Source organism: Microcoleus sp. PH2017_24_DOB_U_A (assembly GCF_020738205.1).
Lineage (GTDB): Bacteria > Cyanobacteriota > Cyanobacteriia > Cyanobacteriales > Microcoleaceae > Microcoleus.
The window spans coordinates 48,675-65,566 of record NZ_JAEQCT010000032.1; the positions used below are offsets into that span (position 1 = coordinate 48,675).

13 protein-coding genes and 1 tRNA gene are annotated in these 16,892 nt (G+C 44.9%); 4 read left to right on the plus strand and 10 right to left on the minus strand.

The annotated features are described in order from the left end of the window. Nucleotides 1-377: 377 nt before the first annotated feature. The 4 genes from JGK07_RS08885 to JGK07_RS08900 form a co-directional block, all read right to left on the minus strand. Nucleotides 378-1,631, minus strand: a complete 1,254-nt coding sequence (locus JGK07_RS08885; RefSeq protein ID WP_293241685.1) for a URC4/urg3 family protein — start codon at nt 1,629-1,631, stop codon at nt 378-380. A 548-nt stretch (nt 1,632-2,179) separates the two neighbouring features. Continuing rightward, a complete protein-coding gene (locus tag JGK07_RS08890; protein WP_293190251.1) occupies nt 2,180-3,262 on the minus strand; it encodes an adenylate/guanylate cyclase domain-containing protein in 1,083 nt (360 codons plus the stop codon). 35 nt (nt 3,263-3,297) lie between these two features. Further along, on the minus strand, nt 3,298-3,618 hold the full coding sequence (locus tag JGK07_RS08895) for a hypothetical protein (RefSeq protein ID WP_293182423.1): 321 nt from the start codon (nt 3,616-3,618) through the stop codon (nt 3,298-3,300). Nucleotides 3,619-3,725: 107 nt separating this feature from the next. Continuing rightward, nucleotides 3,726-4,076: a hypothetical protein gene (locus JGK07_RS08900; protein ID WP_293190253.1), complete on the minus strand. Its 351-nt coding sequence runs from the start codon at nt 4,074-4,076 to the stop codon at nt 3,726-3,728. A gap of 503 nt (nt 4,077-4,579) precedes the next feature. Between JGK07_RS08900 and JGK07_RS08905 the strand changes: the two genes are divergently transcribed. The 3 genes from JGK07_RS08905 to JGK07_RS08915 all read left to right on the plus strand — a co-directional run bounded on the left by JGK07_RS08905 (nt 4,580) and on the right by JGK07_RS08915 (nt 8,857). After that, a complete protein-coding gene (locus JGK07_RS08905) occupies nt 4,580-5,962 on the plus strand; it encodes a cytosine deaminase (protein WP_293241682.1) in 1,383 nt (460 codons plus the stop codon). 257 nt (nt 5,963-6,219) lie between these two features. Further along, the gene (gene queC / locus JGK07_RS08910) at nt 6,220-6,894 is read left to right on the plus strand and encodes a 7-cyano-7-deazaguanine synthase QueC (RefSeq protein WP_293182429.1); all 675 of its coding nucleotides are present in this window, start codon (nt 6,220-6,222) and stop codon (nt 6,892-6,894) included. A 961-nt stretch (nt 6,895-7,855) separates the two neighbouring features. After that, entirely contained in the window at nt 7,856-8,857 is a 1,002-nt protein-coding gene (locus JGK07_RS08915) for a hypothetical protein (protein ID WP_293182431.1), read from the plus strand. Nucleotides 8,858-9,309: 452 nt separating this feature from the next. On the opposite strand, the gene JGK07_RS08920 is transcribed toward JGK07_RS08915, so the two are convergent. The 4 genes from JGK07_RS08920 to JGK07_RS08935 form a co-directional block, all read right to left on the minus strand. After that, nucleotides 9,310-10,740, minus strand: coding sequence for a hemolysin family protein (locus JGK07_RS08920; protein ID WP_293182467.1), 1,431 nt, complete (start codon nt 10,738-10,740; stop codon nt 9,310-9,312). A gap of 97 nt (nt 10,741-10,837) precedes the next feature. Continuing rightward, on the minus strand, nt 10,838-11,995 hold the full coding sequence (locus tag JGK07_RS08925) for a transposase (protein WP_293219249.1): 1,158 nt from the start codon (nt 11,993-11,995) through the stop codon (nt 10,838-10,840). After that, the gene (locus JGK07_RS08930; RefSeq protein WP_293182433.1) at nt 11,919-12,536 is read right to left on the minus strand and encodes an IS607 family transposase; all 618 of its coding nucleotides are present in this window, start codon (nt 12,534-12,536) and stop codon (nt 11,919-11,921) included. Before JGK07_RS08930 ends, JGK07_RS08925 begins: the two co-directional genes overlap by 77 nt. Before the next feature lie 205 nt (nt 12,537-12,741). Then, nucleotides 12,742-13,386, minus strand: coding sequence for a hypothetical protein (locus tag JGK07_RS08935; RefSeq protein WP_293182471.1), 645 nt, complete (start codon nt 13,384-13,386; stop codon nt 12,742-12,744). A 1,151-nt stretch (nt 13,387-14,537) separates the two neighbouring features. Between JGK07_RS08935 and JGK07_RS08940 the strand changes: the two genes are divergently transcribed. Then, nucleotides 14,538-14,610, plus strand: a tRNA-Ile gene (locus JGK07_RS08940). A gap of 187 nt (nt 14,611-14,797) precedes the next feature. Here JGK07_RS08940 and pyrR read toward each other — a convergent pair. Beyond that, on the minus strand, nt 14,798-15,331 hold the full coding sequence (pyrR, locus tag JGK07_RS08945; RefSeq protein ID WP_293182435.1) for a bifunctional pyr operon transcriptional regulator/uracil phosphoribosyltransferase PyrR: 534 nt from the start codon (nt 15,329-15,331) through the stop codon (nt 14,798-14,800). Between the two features lie 379 nt (nt 15,332-15,710). Beyond that, nucleotides 15,711-16,787 (minus strand): adenosylcobinamide-phosphate synthase CbiB, encoded by a 1,077-nt coding sequence (cbiB, locus tag JGK07_RS08950; protein ID WP_293190289.1) that lies wholly within the window; start codon nt 16,785-16,787, stop codon nt 15,711-15,713. Nucleotides 16,788-16,892 lie beyond the last annotated feature (105 nt).

The window sequence follows — 16,892 nt, forward strand, 5'->3', positions numbered from 1 at the left end:
TCTTTCTTAGATATAAAGCAATACAGTTGACTAATATACTGCTATTCGTGAAACTCCTCTGAAAAATAGATACTGCAATAAAGGTACGTAGTTGCGCTTGAGCGCTCTTTCTTAGATATAAAGCAATAAGGACAATCTTAAGTAAACTGTATTGTATTATAAAGAGCGCTTAAGCGCAACAACGTACCTAATAATTAACATCAATATTGACTAATATTAAACTAGAATTCGCTTAACCACGATTTCTTGGCAAAAAAATACAGCTTTAAAAAATCCTTGCTACAACAATTCAGTTAGACTTTTTCAGTGCCATCGGACTTGCATTCCGAACCTTCCTTCTTCTGACTTCACGCTTGACTTCTGTCAACTGTCCACTGTCAACTATTAAAAAAAGTCCCGTCACTTTCAATATGAATTGGCGGTACTCCAGCAGCCCTCAATTCTGTGGCAATTTTTCGCCCCGCCGCCCAAGTTCCTCCCTGCAAAATCTTCACCAGTGGCAATTTTGTCGCACTCAAATCCAGCTTGTATCGCATAGCTGCTGCAATTTTATCTAAAAGAATCACAGTGACCGATCGCCATTCTACTACAACTTCCGAACCCGGCAAATACTTCTGCTCAAAAATAGCCGAATCTTTTGCCCGTAACAGCCCCATATCCAAACACAAACCGCCGTTACGATACCCCGCTAATCCCGTCAACTCGTCCAATCGCACGACGTACAAACCGAGTTCTTGCAGCGGTTCCAACAGCGAATAAGTCAACCACTGCGAGAGTTGGTGAAACGGCACAAATTCATCTCCCAGATTTTCTCCTTGCAAAGCCCGATGCCGCCAAACCTCACCTAAATTAACGCCACCAATGGCATATTTTCCCGGCCAATTTTCCCCAAAACCTGTCAAAACAGCGCTCAATATTTTAGCACAATCCACAGTTTTGACTCCAGAAACCAGACTGTCAAGCAAGTATTGTGCCAAATTGCCGGGACGCTGGTTCTCGCTGCCAAACAATAATGGATGTTGGCAAATTGCATTCCCCAAACGCTGCAACAATTCTAATCTGCCTGTTAAACCAACTAGCGGATTGTCTCGACTTACTTGAAATCCGGCCGCTAAGGTTTCTAATTTTAATTGAGAAAGCCCGCGAAAATCGGCTTGCCAAGGAAAATCTGGATTGCTGGAAAAAATACCCTGACAAAACATCCGAAAAGTGGCTACTGCCAACCCTTCTGAACGGCGATAAACTTCTTTGGTTTCTGCTTCGCAATACTGCCAATCTGCGCCGGCACTGGCATCGAGTAAAACGCTGACAATGGCTAAATCAAATTTTATCTTTGCTTGTTCTATGACTGAAAATTCTGTTAAAGCTGCATCGAATTGAGCGAGGCGCGGTTGGTTGCCGGCTTCAAAATGCCGCCACTGACTGTGAAACGGAATATTAAAATCGGGATACTGTTGGCGGGTTGTGTCGATTACATAATTTGCTGCTTTGTCGAGTTCGGATAAATCGACACAGAAGAAATTGAGTTTATTTTCGGAGGCTAAGTTAAAAAGCCGATCGCACTTTTGGCGAATCGCAGTTGGTGTTCTCAGATATTTTACAGCCTCTAGCTCAATATTATTCAACTTCATCGAAAATTTTTGGTTTGAAACCCCGTGCTTTGAGCATCGGCTTTACATTTTGGCTAGGCTTTTCCTAGACTAGCCATATTTCTACGGAAATCTCTATGTACCTGACTTAAAAAATCAGATACGCGGACTTGCCACCAAAGAGTTTAACACCTTGCGAGAACTCTGTCGGTTGAGTAAAAACCTTTACAGTGTATGGTTTTATACACTCAGACAGTATTGCTTCCAATCTGGCAAACACCTTCGCTACGAGTGTAACTATTACTACTGCAAGGGAAGCGAGGACTATCAACAGTTGAATACTGATATAGCCCAACATACCCTGAAAGTATTCAATCGAACTTTTCGGAGTTTCTACGACTTGATAAACGCAGTCAGAGAGGGAAACTATCAACAGAAAGTTCAAGTCCCTCACTATCTCCCGACACAGGATTATATCGTGTCCGATCGATTAACCGTAATTACATTCGATCGCACGTGCCCACGAAAGTCCGCAAAATGGAGCGGACTTTCGTGGGCACTACCAACTATCGTAGAACGGCAGCCGAGTGTTAAACAACTAAACATCGGTAAACATCATTTTCCTGAAAAAAGTCAAACTGACTGTAATCTAACAGATTATCTAAAATCGCATTTTTATCGATTTTGATCAGCTTGTATTCCCACTTCGAGCCACTAACTTCGCGTTTTATTTGATCTGAAACTATTACCGAATTTTTTTCTGTACCCGGAGATACTATTTTACTTAAATCTTCCAGCCTGTCGGCGATGTTAATATCTTTTCCGTAAGTGCAAGACCGAAATATATACAAATTTCCTTTAGCAACTCCCACCGACAAACCGCAAGGTATTTTATGGCCGTGTATAAAAAGTTTCCAATTTTCGCACAAACTTTCCATGGCCGCTAGGGCTGAGTGAGCTTCTGGGAAAGTCAACAAATGCGAATCGCCAACAATACTGCGAATTGTGCCACCGTATTCTTCGCAAATGTTTTTTTCAAAAGTATCAAAGTTGGTGAGCAAATATTCAACATCTCTGATAGAATTAGATTCTTGATAAGCAATAAAACCTCTCAAATCCGCTTTAATTATTGCTTGATTTTCCACAATTCGCGTCTTGTAACTTTGGTCAACTTTGTAAACCTTTTCAGGTTCGCTCATCCCTTTCAAGGAAAACTCATTGACAAAAGATGTTTGCACTTCTGCTTTGTTGAGCGCCAGCCATGCTGCTTGGGACAAATATATTTCATCCTGGGGAGTTACTGATTCTATACGCGCTGTTAAATTGACCGTATCGCCAAAGATATCTTTATCTTGATGCAAGACATCTCCCAAGGTAATCGACACGCGAATAGCCAATCGTTCGTCGTTCGATTTGCTAGATTGTTGGGTTCTCAATTCTTGCTGCATTTCTAAGGCTGCCATCGCGGCTGCTGTGACGCTGGGAAAAATCAGCCAAAATGAATCACCTTCGCCTTTGATCAAACTTCCTTCATTTCTGGTACTAATATCTGAAATAAAAGTTTTATGCTCGTTCAACAAACTACTTAAGTCCGACTGAGATAATTTTTTAACTCGGGCGGTATATCCGCAAATATCTGTTTTTACGATCACAGTAGAACGCAAATTAGCCATAACCTACCCTGACTGATCAAAAACCAGTAATAAATTTAATTTGGCAAAGACGCAACTGTTTCCGAACAGTCGTGTCTTTGCCTTCTGAATCTCCTGGCATCGCGTCCGATCGCTTCTGCAAGAATTGTAGCATCTGGCACAGGGTCTGGCGTGTAGTAGGCGGCGGCTTTTTTGGCGACGATTTCGACTTGTGCGCCTGCGGGAATCCAATCTTCGAGGATGGGGAGGCGATCGACTACTTGAATGCCAGAATTGATAATAGCATTGTATTTGAGATGGCTCATGGAAACTAAACGGTCAGTGCGAGGGATACCCAACCAGTGCAGCACGTCTGGCATTAGTTCTTGAAACCGCATATCTTGAAATCCTGCAACACATTGAGTGCGAGTAAAATAGTCATCAGGGCGATCGCCACCTTCGAGCCTTTTGGGAGCATCTCAGTTTTGCAAAAAGCATTTTTTTATTATAGTGCGAGCACGCAAGAGCTCGCGTATTCTACAACTCGCGAGCGGGGACAGCACTTATAAATGCAAAACTGAGATGCTCCCAGCCTTTTTCTGGCATTGTACACCAAAAACTTAGTTACTTCCCCCAAAGCTCTGCCTTGCTTGCGGAAGTAAACAATTACCCCAGAACTACCGGATTGTGCCGTTTGGATGCAAATTTCGATACCCTGTACCAAATCAGGACGGCAACAAGTGCAGATATCCGAACTAAACACGTCAGAACCCTTGCATTCATCGTCTACCCGTACCGCCAACTGCTTCTGTGGGTCAGAAATATGCACGACATTGCCAATAATATAAAGCAACACGGCTCAGTTGATTTTAGATTTGGGGATTGGGGAATGGGGATTTTTCATTTAAGATTTTAGATCGAGTGATATGCTTGGGTAAATGTTAATTTTTTCCGAAGTGAGTAACACCAAATCCGGTAGCATCAGAATGATTCATCTCTCTATTCTCGGACTCTGTGTCCTCTGTGTTCTCTGTGGTTAAATCATTCCGATGTAACGGTCAACGATATAACGCTATATACATGAACGCGATTTTTTATGAAAGCAATCTCTGTGTCTATTTTTAGATTACTTTTGCTCTCCCTGAGGGGCTTATCCCAGCAGCAAAATTTGACAGATATCATGTTCATTAAAGCTGCTATAATGTTATTGTATAACCCAATAGAGTTCATTTAAGGAGAAGAGGGCGGATGAGAGCATTGACACACTGGATTGTTTCATGAATTATTAGCAGATACGCGCCCCTACAATAGACATCTTCAATAACTCTCAACTCAATAAAATATTAACTAGAAAATTTCATGTTGCCAGCTACATCTAATTATTTGCTAAAAAATGGTCGCGTACCCGAATCTCTTCTAGAGATGAAATCGATCGCCAATTCAGCGTCTACTATCACCACAACAGCCGATCGCAATTTTTGTCTGGTGGATCTGGAAATTGCCAACGGCGCGATCGCCCAAATCATCCCCACAGGTACAGAATCTTTATCCCAACTTGGAGATATTCCGATGGTAGACTTGCAAGGCGGCTTAATTTTCCCGTGTTTTGTCGATATGCACGCGCATTTAGACAAAGGACATATCTGGGAACGATCGCCCAATCCCGATGGAACGTTTGCTAGCGCGATCGACACAGTACACGCTGATGCCCAAAAATACTGGAATGCAGAGGATGTTTACCGGCGGATGCAGTTCGGCCTCCAGTGCAGCTACGCCCACGGAACCAAGGCGATCCGCACTCACATCGACAGCGCAGGAGAACAGGGAACCGTTAGTTTAGCAGTATTTACAGCCTTGCAGGCCGAATGGCGCGATCGGCTAATTTTGCAAGCAGTTTCCCTAGTTTCCCTGGACTATTTCCTGACACCCGAGGGTGAAAAATTAGCAGACAAAATTGCCCAAATCGGCGGCATTCTCGGCGGCGTCGCCTACATGAATCCCGATTTAGACAAACAACTCGATCGCGTATTTAGCTTAGCCCAAGAACGCGGTTTAAACCTCGACTTCCACACCGACGAAACCGACGATCCAGAATCAACCACACTGCGAGAAGTAGCAAAAACCGCCATTCGCCATGAATTTGCAGGTCAAATAATCTGCGGACATTGCTGTAGTTTAGCCGTACAACCGCCAGACTTAGTAACAGAAACTTTGACATTAGTCAAGGAAGAAAATATTGGCATTGTCAGCTTGCCGATGTGCAACCTTTACCTGCAAGACAGACAATCTGGGCGTACACCGAGGTGGCGCGGAGTGACTGTCTTGCATGAACTAAAAGCAGCAGGAATTCCCGTCGCAGTTGCCAGCGACAATTGTCGCGATCCGTTTTACGGATTTGGCGATCACGATGTTTTGGAAGTCTTGAATATGGCAGCCCGTATCGCCCATTTAGATCGGCCTTGGGAAAATTGGCCGCGCACAGTCACAACCACACCAGCCGACTTAATGGGATTGCCGAATTTGGGACGAATCGGAGTTGGTTTACCCGCAGATTTGATTTTGTTTAAGGCGCGGAATTTTAGCGAATTGTTATCTCGATCGCAGCGCGATCGCACAGTTTTGCGGCAGGGTAGAGCAATTGATACAACTTTGCCGGATTACCGGGAACTAGACGATTTGTTGCATGAAAACTCGGCGGTTGAAACCGCTTCTATACAAACAAAACCCGCCTCCGCGGGTTGAAGAAAACTCGACGGTTAAAATTATTTAATCTTCTTCAGTCCGCGGAGGCGGACTTCGTTTTTGTAGACGCGGTTTCAACCGCCGTCTTATGCGGTTAAAATTATTTTATCTTCTTCAGTCGGCGTCCGGCTGACTACCCTTCGGGAAGGCTAACGCCTACGTTTTTGTAGGCGCGGTTTCAACCGTACTTCCTATCTTGTCAAGTGACAACAGATTTGATATAAATATAAAACCTGATGCAATCGAGGATGTTTTAAGTGAAAGCAGTTATTTTATTGTCGGGAGGGCTGGATTCCTCAACTGTTTTGTATCAAGCGAAAGCCGACGGCTGCGAATGTTACGCGATATCCTTTGACTACCAGCAAAGACACCGGCGAGAGTTAGAATCAGCACGGGCGATCGCACTTTCAGCACAGGTTAAGGTGCATCAGGTGGTAAACTTTGACTTGACGCAGTGGGGCGGTTCGGCTTTGACAGACAATCAGATAGAATTGCCGATCGATCGCAATCTGGCAGAAATGTCGCAAAACATCCCCGTTACCTACGTTCCAGCTAGAAATACCATTTTTCTCAGCTTTGCCCTCGCCTACGCCGAAACCCTAGGAGCTCAGCGAATTTACATCGGTGTCAACGCTTTAGATTATTCCGGCTATCCCGACTGCCGCCTCGATTACATCCAAGCCATGCAGGAAGTATTTCGGTTGGGAACCAAGCAGGGAAGGGAAGGAGAAGCTATTAAGATTTTCACACCTTTGATAGAACTTAAAAAAACCGAAATTATTCAATTGGGCAACAAGTTGGGAGTGCCTTGGACACAAACTTGGTCTTGTTATTCAGGTGGCGAAAGTGCCTGCGGCGTTTGCGATTCTTGTCGGTTGCGGCTGGCTGCTTTTGACGAATTAGGATTAAAAGATCCGGTGCCTTACGCTTAATATTGCAGGTTTGCAAGGAAGCATCTGAGTTTTGAAGAGGGCGAAGCATGACCGCATATAAGTTATTAGTTATAATCTCCTATTTTCTACGGTCATGCTTCGCCCCTACGGATATATTTGCCTTGCGCCAGATGCACCCTTTCAATCCGCACTAATTGATTGTTTAACTCACTGAAATTAACCAATTTGTAGGGTTGGCAATGCAGATAGATTGATTTTGAACACCGCGAGTCTCGTCAAGTTTAAGGGTTTTGATTTTGAAATCAAGCTCTCGATCAATTTTCTTTGCTTGAAATATGAAAAAATCTCAAGCAAAATAGCGATTTCCTGCTTTTTGTGCAATTTAAATTTATTCCGCCGAACAGTGCTGGGTAGGGTGCATGTCACTTGGGCAAATATGTTTGTAGGGGCGAAGCATGACCTCCGTCAATATCGGATGATAACTAATAACTTATATGCGGTCATGCTTCTTCAGGCTTCAAAAACCAGATGCACCCGCTGGGTACATACAGCCAGCACTGTCTAGCACGATCGTTAAATCAGGCAATTTTAGGCTAATTTTGAACAATAACAGTCTCTAGCTTCGGTATTTCGGCTAAGGAGTTCGGTTCCAGCGACAAGTGCCGTTTTTTGACCTTACCAGCGTGGTATATAGGCGTTGCACAAAGTCAGCCAACTATTTAATTTGAAAGTCTACCTACAAGTACGGTATTGACTCGGAAATGGCTGCGAAGTTTATTATATTTATCAGTATTTATACGATTGAATCCTGGAGTTTTAGGAGATTATAGTTAAGATCGAATGCTTCAACAAACAATAGCGATCGCTATTATCGCCATCATTTGCTACCAAATTCTAGATTAAATCTACTCCGGCATTCGCACAATTGTCTCTCGCAAAAAATGAATGTGTGACTGAAAAGCCATCAGCATCTAACCTTGACAGAATAAATACTAAATCAATGACTACTCATCCTTCTTTGCTCAGCTCCATATCATTCGATCCGCTATCACCATCGGTAGACTTATCTGTTTCCTTCGCGCAAAAGTATCTACAACAGATGAAAAGCGGTACCCCTGCGGTTGTGGGTGAGGATAAATTTATCGAACGACGGCGTATCAGTATGGCAAAACAAATGTTGACATCGCTGCGTTCTGTGAGTGCAAAATCCTGGACAAAAACTGACTACCTATTGGCAGAAACGTTAATTGAACACGGTATAGATACGGATCTGATCGATCCTTGGTATATTTCTGGTGGTATTCATCAAGTTTATAAGTTTGCGATCGAAGCATATAGCGAGCAATTGTCGCCCTATCGTATAGTCAACAAGGTGAGCCCAGTTCTCGGACAAGTCCGACAGCACGTTACAGCAATTGATCCCCGCGTGATTGGCTTTGTGGCGATGCAATATCACTACACGGGAACGCAGTTGATGGACTTGCTCCCTGAGGGAGAACAGGAAAATTTTGGTAACTACGTCAAGATGCTAGACGATCATTTATATATGCCACTGCAACGCGCATACCAAGCTGCTGCAAAGCATCCACCGAATGCGATTCCGGTGCAATCTGTTCGCCTGCTGATGTCGAAGATGAGCTATATTGCTGAACGGGTAGTCGATCGAGTGAATCAACTGTACCCACGCTATCGCTGTTATTCTGGGCCCCTCAACAGTCAACATATCCGTACATCAAGTGTTCGTGATGTCGAGATGTTTCAGGTTTATATGTGGGTTTGTTTGCTCGAAGGCAATTTGCACGCGCTAGAAACCGAACTATTTCCCCTGTGCGTGATGATTTACCCTCGACTGAATGTCAGTTGGGAGCTCGTCAGCCAGATGACTCACCTACTTCGTAAGGAGATTGGGGCTTGTCTGTCACCCGAACAAGCGCAGTATTGTGAACCCTTCTATGAGATTCTGCGCCGTATGTTTTCAGAGGAAGTTTTCCCGAATGCTTGATACCGCAAAAACTCTTACGAACAGCACAAAGCTTGATATTAAAGGACTTTAGCTTGTTCCTCCAACATTAGTTATTGTCCTGTTTATTTTGAATTTCGTGTGGCAGCGCATTCATTCAATGGGACTAAAAGCATATCAGCTATTTGCGATCGTCCTCCCCATCAAAATCCAAATATAATACCAATTCAAAAAAATGTTTCTACAATAATTCAATACGGTTTACTTAATATAGTCCGAAGAGAGGAACGAAGCAATCTCCGTATCTATTTTTCAGAGGGTTTTACCCCCAGGGCGGTCTTAAGTAAACGGTATTGTACAATAATTGAGGTTGAGTTTGTTTGCTGAAATCTTGTCGGTGGTGCGTCGCCATAGCTGATTGTTCATCTCTTTTAAGGTAAGCTTTCTGGCGACACACCCTACCAATATTGTTGCATTTATTTTTTTAATTGGTATTAACTAGAAAACTTCGCCGCACCTCTCAAACCGCCATTCGATCGCCCTTTTCCCCCAACTTCCCCGCCCGCCGCTGCAACTTCACCCAAAACTCGATCGCCCGCCGTCGCACTCAACAACTGAATTTGAATCTGATCCAACCGCGGCCCGCACACAGAAACTACTGTAAGTTCCGCATTTTCGCAGCGCCAAACTTCCCCAACCGCCGGCATTCTTTGCAACTGATAACTCAGAAAACCTCCGATTGTCTGATATTCGTCTGTCACCTGCAAGTCCAAATTCAATATTTGATTGACATCATCTACATTTAACTGCGCTTGCGCTAAAAAAGTGCGATCGTCCAATACTTGCAAAGCTATTTCTTTGCTGTCGGGCGACTCGTAAGTGCGGCCGATAATTTCAGCGATCAAATCCCTCAGCGTCACCAAGCCGGAAATGCCGCCAAATTCATCGACGACGATCGCAATTTCTTCCGACGAACCCTGCATCAAAGGCAGTAATTCCCCCAGCAGCATCATTTCCGGCACAAATCTCACCGCACTAATCCAAGTTACAATCGGCGTGTCGGGAGATAGCAAACCTTCAGCTAAGGGTTTCGCCAGTTGTTTGAAGCCAATAATCCCGATAATATCGTCTAAAGAATCTCCCGTGACGGGATAGCGGGAATGGTTGGAAATCGCCATTTCCGAAAGCAAAGTTTGAAACGTAGCCGTCTTGGGAAGTGCCACAATGCTGGGCCTGGGTACCATCACTTCTTCTACGCAAACTTCGCCAAATTCAAACACGTTATTCAGCAATTCTCGCTCTTCTGCTTCCAAGCCGCTTGATTCGCTGGAAGTCGCTATAATTAATTGCAGTTCTTGGGGCGTAACTGGCTGGTGCGTGCGCTCGTATTCGATTCCCGCAAGCTGCAATAGCGATCGCGTGGATTGATTGAGAAACGACACAAAGGGATTGAACAAGCGGGAAATCAATAAACTCGGAGGCCCTAAACTTCTGGCTAGCTGTTCGGAATAAACTAAGGCTACAGATTTGGGCAGGATTTCGCCGAGTACGATTTGCAGGTAAGCTAGCAGGAAAAAAGTTACTATTGAGATGCTGGCAGAATGGGCGATCGCCGATTTGATATAGATTGGTAGCGGCAAATAGCCGATCGACATTCGGATCAGAACGGCGATCGTATCTTCTCCAATCCAGCCGAGAGCTAAACTAGAAAGAGTGATTCCCAACTGCATTGTTGAGAGCAATCGCTCGATACTGTGTATCAAAGATTGAACAGTTATCGCCGGAACATCGCCGGCCTCGACTAATTGATTGATGCGCGATCGGCGTACCGTCACCATCGAAAACTCAGCCGTCACGAAAAAAGCATTGATCGCAATCAGCAGCAGCACTGACAGCAACCGCGACAGCACCTCTGCCCAACTCATCGCAGGTAAATCAGCTATCTCCTGAACTCTAGTCCCTAAAAGTGACACAATTCTCCCTAGAACAACTTTCTCGATCGAACCTGAGAATCAGATACATTTAACCCGGTAAATCCCGGACTAAGCCCAGAATAGCCGTGTATGGCAAAACAGAAAAAGCAGCAAGCTCTCCTGTCAGGGAGGTATCTCTCAAAGCTTTCAACAAAATATTGAAAGCGCCATTTTTATCCCTGTCCAGAGTGTGTCCCCATTCTGGACATTTAAAGATTTTAGCTCCACCCAATTTAGCGTGGATATGCCCACATTTTGAGCAAGTTTTCGATGTGTACTCTTCTGTTACGTCTACTACAACACCACCATGTTTGGTGGCTTGATGCTTCAACATTTGCTTAAAACGATAATGGCTCAACGTGACCATCGCTCTAGCAGTTTTAGTCGCCAACCTACGCCTACCTTTCTTAACCATTTGCTGTGTTTCAAAGGTTGGCAAGAAAATTAGTTTGTACTTGGCTGCAAAATATTTTGCAGCTTTTTTGTGCAATTCATTAACTAAGTTCTTGATTTTGATTCTAATTTTTGCTGCCGATTTCCGCAAGCAATACCTCAGTCGCTTGAATTGCCTCCCTTTACTTAGTCCAATGCGGGACATTAATTTGTCTAGATGTCTTGCTAGCCGATAGATGCGACCAATATCGTTTTTTCCTATTTCGATAAAGTCACTGCCGTCAAAACCAGTAACAAAAGTCCTAACACCTGGATCCAGTGCGACAGCTAAATCACTATCGATCGGCTTTATTTTTGGTTCGTCAATCACATAGCAGATAAACCACTGCCTGTCGATCAAACTGAGTGTTGGCTCGTGTTGCATTACCTCAACGATTGGTTCGGACGCTTTAAAGGTTAGCCCTTTAGTAGCAAGCGGGTAAAAAGCCCCGAACTTCCAGTTAGATGTTTGAAATCGGATAGTTTGAGATGTGTCTAAACGGCTTCTAAATTTTGCCGTTCCTTTTGCCTTTTTAGCAGCTTTGTGTGCTTCAAAAGCTTGAAACACTGCCATCTGTCGCGGGTTGTAAGGTTGTTCGCAAACCCAGTCGGGAGCCGAATCCATTATCTTTTTTCTTAAATCATACTTGCCTATTTTTTCGTCCTTAAGAATAGCAATTGCTTGGTTGTAACACCACCTACTTGCCGCAATCCAAGTCCTCCATTTTGCTGCTAGCTTGGCTTCCGGGTAAACTCGAATCTTCTTTGATAGCAGATTTGTATTTTCCCAGACCGTAGAGTCGGCTGCTAAAGACGTGGATGATAGCAAGGATGTCTTCAACCATTTCTCGTTCACAAGACAACTCGTTTCTGCTGAGAACCATGAGTTGGCAATTGTTTTGTTCGCAGATCCATTTGATGAGCTCACCACCGAACCTTGCGAGTCTGTCTTGATGTCCGACCACAACTGCTGAGATATCTCCCGACATGACTTGTCCCAAAAGGGCAAGCAGCGCTTTTCTTTTGAATTTGAGTCCGCTTCCGATGTCTTTGAAGACCTTGGCTTGCAGGTAGATACTTTGGAGGTAGCTGACTTGTCTGTAGAGGTCTTCTCGCTGTTTATAGCTGCTAACCCTGGCGTAGATGGCTGTAATTCGGTCGTGTCTGCCTCCGAGAACGCTGTCGATGTCGTAGCGTCGCTGGTTGGATGGGGTTCTGATTGCTGATATTTTGCCGACAAGTTCCCAGTTTCTAAGGGTTTTATCTGAGACTTGCAGGATTTTGCAAGCTTTTCGCGGTGTGACATATTTTGTCATCGCTAGGTGGTATTTTTGTTTTCAATCCATAGTGCCAGCTTTTACAATGATTTACTAGGAATTTCTAGGAAATTATTTACTTTATGTCAACAGTCTGGAGGTTTGGTCTCCTTTTGTCTCATACCATTGTCCGAAAATAATGCAAATGTAAGCCCGTGCTCCAAACACTTAATTCATCAGCCATTCCAAATCCCAAATCCAATAATTACTTTGCCACTGGAATGCCAGATATTTGCAACTGTAATTTTTGGCCTGGATAATCTGTCAGCGTCAGCGAAACTTCCTTAGCATTTTCCAGCAAAGCTGTAGGAATACTCACCGTACCGTAATACACCTGCCCGTTGGGTGGAAGTTCCGCCGGCAAATCCTCAGCAGTCGCCGAAAGAGCCCGCCCTTGATTGTCAGTGACGTTCAAGAAACTGTAGAGAAACCTCACAGCTTGGGAACCTTCGTTTTTCATGCTCACGTCTAGCAGCATCGAGTTGCTGCGCTGGCTGGCGGCGCTCACTTCCAGAGTTACTCCCCCGTCGCGACTGTTCAGGGGAAACTTGGCACTGGCATTTGCCGCAGCCGGTTTTTTGGCTGTGGCAGGTTTAGAGCTTGCCTTGTCTGCTTTAGTATTTGTCGCGGCTGTTTTTTTGTCAGGATCGCGACCTTCTACCCGCGCTTTGACGGTTTTGAGAATGTCTTTTTCTTTCAAAATGCTCACTTGGTCTTTGCTAGCCGCAGCTCCCTGCTTGCCGCTTCCAGCATTGTTGCTGGGGCGAACATCAGGTTGAGTCGTTCCTTTCAACGCTTCGCGACCTATAGTAAATCCCCAAACAGAACTCGTCACACCTGCTCCAAACATTAGAGTTAGCAGAATAAGAGTCAGCACTACCGTCGAATTCACCTTTCTTCCTCCCTAGAGACTCCCGTCATAACTATACTCGGCTTGGCGGTGAGAGGAAAGGGAGGCCAGGGTCTATACTGCATTATTATGTATCTCCATAAAAGGAAACCGTTGCGCCTCAAAAGTGGTTATTCTCCCTGGCATACCTGCTGACATTACAGGATAGAGGCTGCTGATATTGTTCTTTCGCTTACCCGCCTCAGTGGGGCGTTTAATTTGGGGATTGCTCCCTCTCGGATTGCTCCGGTAATGTTAGCTTCGACAAAGTTAGTGGTCGGTACTTTCTCGCTTGGCACTGTCTCCCAAATGACTGTTTAACCTAAGAGTTTTAGAGCTACGGACTAGCTACGCATCCGTAGGTAAGAACGTGACATACCCGACACTCATTTTGTAAACAAATAGAGTGCGGGCTTCCTCTTTCAACGGGAGAGCCTTATTCGCAGCCCTCTCTAAGCTGGTCTTATCCTCCCTCCGTAGGTTTTACTCACCTTTATGTGGTACTCACTAGCAAGATAATTACTTATCTTTTCCGGCAGACTCCCTGTGTCCCAAGGAGTAGAATTGTTGATTTTTTCACCCATCCATCAGCTCTTTTACGGCTTAGCTGGATATTGGGGCTACCAGTCAGAAACTGATAGGTGGTGTCTAGCCTTTATACAACGGAAAGTTCGCCCACCACGGCTACTCTTATCATCCCCGCTTAGTTCGAGCCTATCATGGATTCGCTATCGCTCAATTTGTTTGGTGCTCGTTTTCATCCCGTCACTCATCCTGTAAACGGATAGAGTGCGGGACTTCCAACTCGTATTAGTTAAACGCCTTGCCACTAACGCAGGCATTACTGACTGAGTCTGGTCAACTAGGGCTATGTTTCAAGCCCCCGTTATAGTCGGTACTCCGATTTAACGGTGGGTTGTTGACTGCCTATAAGTTGATTCCAAAATCGTAGAAACTGCTAATTCCGGTCGATCGACTCCAGCACAGAGGTGATACAGGCGATCGCGGGTTCGGCAGATCTAAAAGATTTTGATTTTTGTTCTCTAGTTCTAGCACGGACTGGGAAATTATGTTATACTACTTTTGAGTTGGATCGACATAAGTCGATCTAACGGCAGTTGGCCGAGCGGTTTAGGCAGCGAACTCATAATTCGCCCCAGGCAGGTTCAACTCCTGCACTGCCGATTTTAAGGTACGTAGTTGCGCTTGGGCGCTCTTGTCTATACTACTGATTGGAAAAACTGAGAATCTGTTTCGGCCGTTAAGGTACGTAGTTGCGCTTCAGCGCTCTTTCATGAAGCAAAGAGCGCTAAAGCGCAACTACGTACCTAAGTCAGTTGTGTCCCGGATGTTTCGAGGCTAACGAGCGACATCAACCCTTAATCAATTCCACTCCGTCGCGCCCGTCAAGTTCTTGAACATAAACCTTAACTTGTTCTTCCTTGGCTGTCGGCAACTTTTTACCCGTAAAATCCGGCTGAATCGGTACTTCTCGGTGGCCGCGATCGACTAATACCGCCAACCAAATTTTCTCCGGCCGCCCGTAATCGTTTACCGCATTCAAAGCCGCTCGAATTGTTCTACCTTTATATATAACGTCATCTACCAACACCACCGTTTTGCCGGTCAAATCGAAAGGAATTTCTGTTTTAGCAGGTGTCCGCATCGCAACTCGATCCAAGTCATCTCGGTAAAACGTAATATCCAAAGCACCCACGCATACTTTGACTTGTTCGAGGACTTCAATTTGAGCTGCCAACATTTGAGCTAAAGGCACTCCTCTAGTATGAATCCCCAACAGCACTAAGTCCGAAGGAGCTCCTGATTTTTCGACAATCTGGGAAGCGACGCGGGTGAGAGTCCGCCTCACTTCATCCGGGGATAAAATCTTAATAATTTTAGTCATTGCTGGCTGCGAGCTAATGGTTGGCTGTTGGCGAATCGAAGGATTTTAGATTTTAGATTTTAGATTTTAGATTGACTGGACAAATTAATCTCTGGGTTGGAACAATTATTAGATGTGAGACTTCGGCGTTAGTGTCAGCGTCGAACGATTTTAGATTTTAGATTGACTTGACAGTTGAATCTGGGAGTAGAACTACTAACGTCGAAACTTGTTTGGCTCTTCCAGAGGGAGCATCTCATTTTTGAAAAAAGCATCTTTTATTATAGTGCTGTCCCCGCTCGCGAGTATTATACCGCTCGCACTATAAATGCAAAACTAAGATACTCCCCTTCCAGACTCCTGTCGGAGGGCTGTATCTGTCTGCGGGTCAGGCCCATTGTTAGGGAACAAAACATAATAAAGTATAAACAAGCAATGATAGTCCCAACCAAATCAGAAAGCAATACCGAGTTAATTGCAATGCTTGGTCAATTTGCTGCGGTGCGATCGCACGAATCGACTCGCCTAACAGCGGTTTGTGTTTGATAACTCCCCGATAGGAATTTGTACCTCCCAGTTGTACTCCCAAGATGGCGGCGTAGGCGCACTCGCTCCAACCGGAATTGGGACTGGCATCTTTAACAGCATCTCTCTGACAAATCTGCCAAACGTAGATCGGTTTGCCAGATATCAGGGCTAAAGTAATCACTGTTAGCCGACAAGGAATCCATGTCAGCACGTCTTCTAGTTTGGCGCTAAACCATCCTAAATCTGTGTATGGTGCTTCTTTGTAGCCGACGGTAGAATCTAATGTGCTAGCTGCTTTGTAGGCGATCGCACAGGGAACTATCGCCAGATCCCACATCGAGTCAGGAGCGATCGGTCGATCGATAACAGTTAATAATAGATGCGGCAGAGCGAACCCAACTAATCCATAAAATAGCGGGGCACTCACGCCATCTACTGCATTCTCTGTTACAGTTTCTAACAATGCTCGCAGAATTTCTGGCTCAGATAAGTTTTCGGTATCCCGACCGACGTAAAGGCTCAACCTTTCTCGCGCCTTGACTAGATCTCCAACATTTAAAGGCGCTAGCACGTCTTCAGCAGCCGCCCTCAAACTGCGACCTGCAAAACAGCTAGCCAGCAAAATGGTTTGTAGGGCAATGCCTAAAACAGGATGCACCCAACTAGCAGCAAGGACGATCGACCAACTGACAGTATAACTGCCTATAATCAGCCCGATCGCTAGTATTGTACCAGCACATCGTAGCAGCAGTTGGTGCCGCTCGCCTGGGGGACGATCGCCAGAGAGAGGCATTTTGTCTGCGGGATTGTTCCATATATTAAAGACAAATCGAGTATAGCGGTCGATCGCCCAACCCATCGCCTGCACGGGATGCGGCCAACCCCAAGGATCGCCGATCGAATAATCCAATACCGCAGCTAAAATCAAAACAGTAAATTCATCCGGCATTATTATATATGGTGTTCAACATGATAGTCCCTTCGATCGCTAGTGAGCGATCGGGTAGCTGCTGTTTTAACTGCTGCTACATCGAGCGGAGTGTGATTTTTTAGA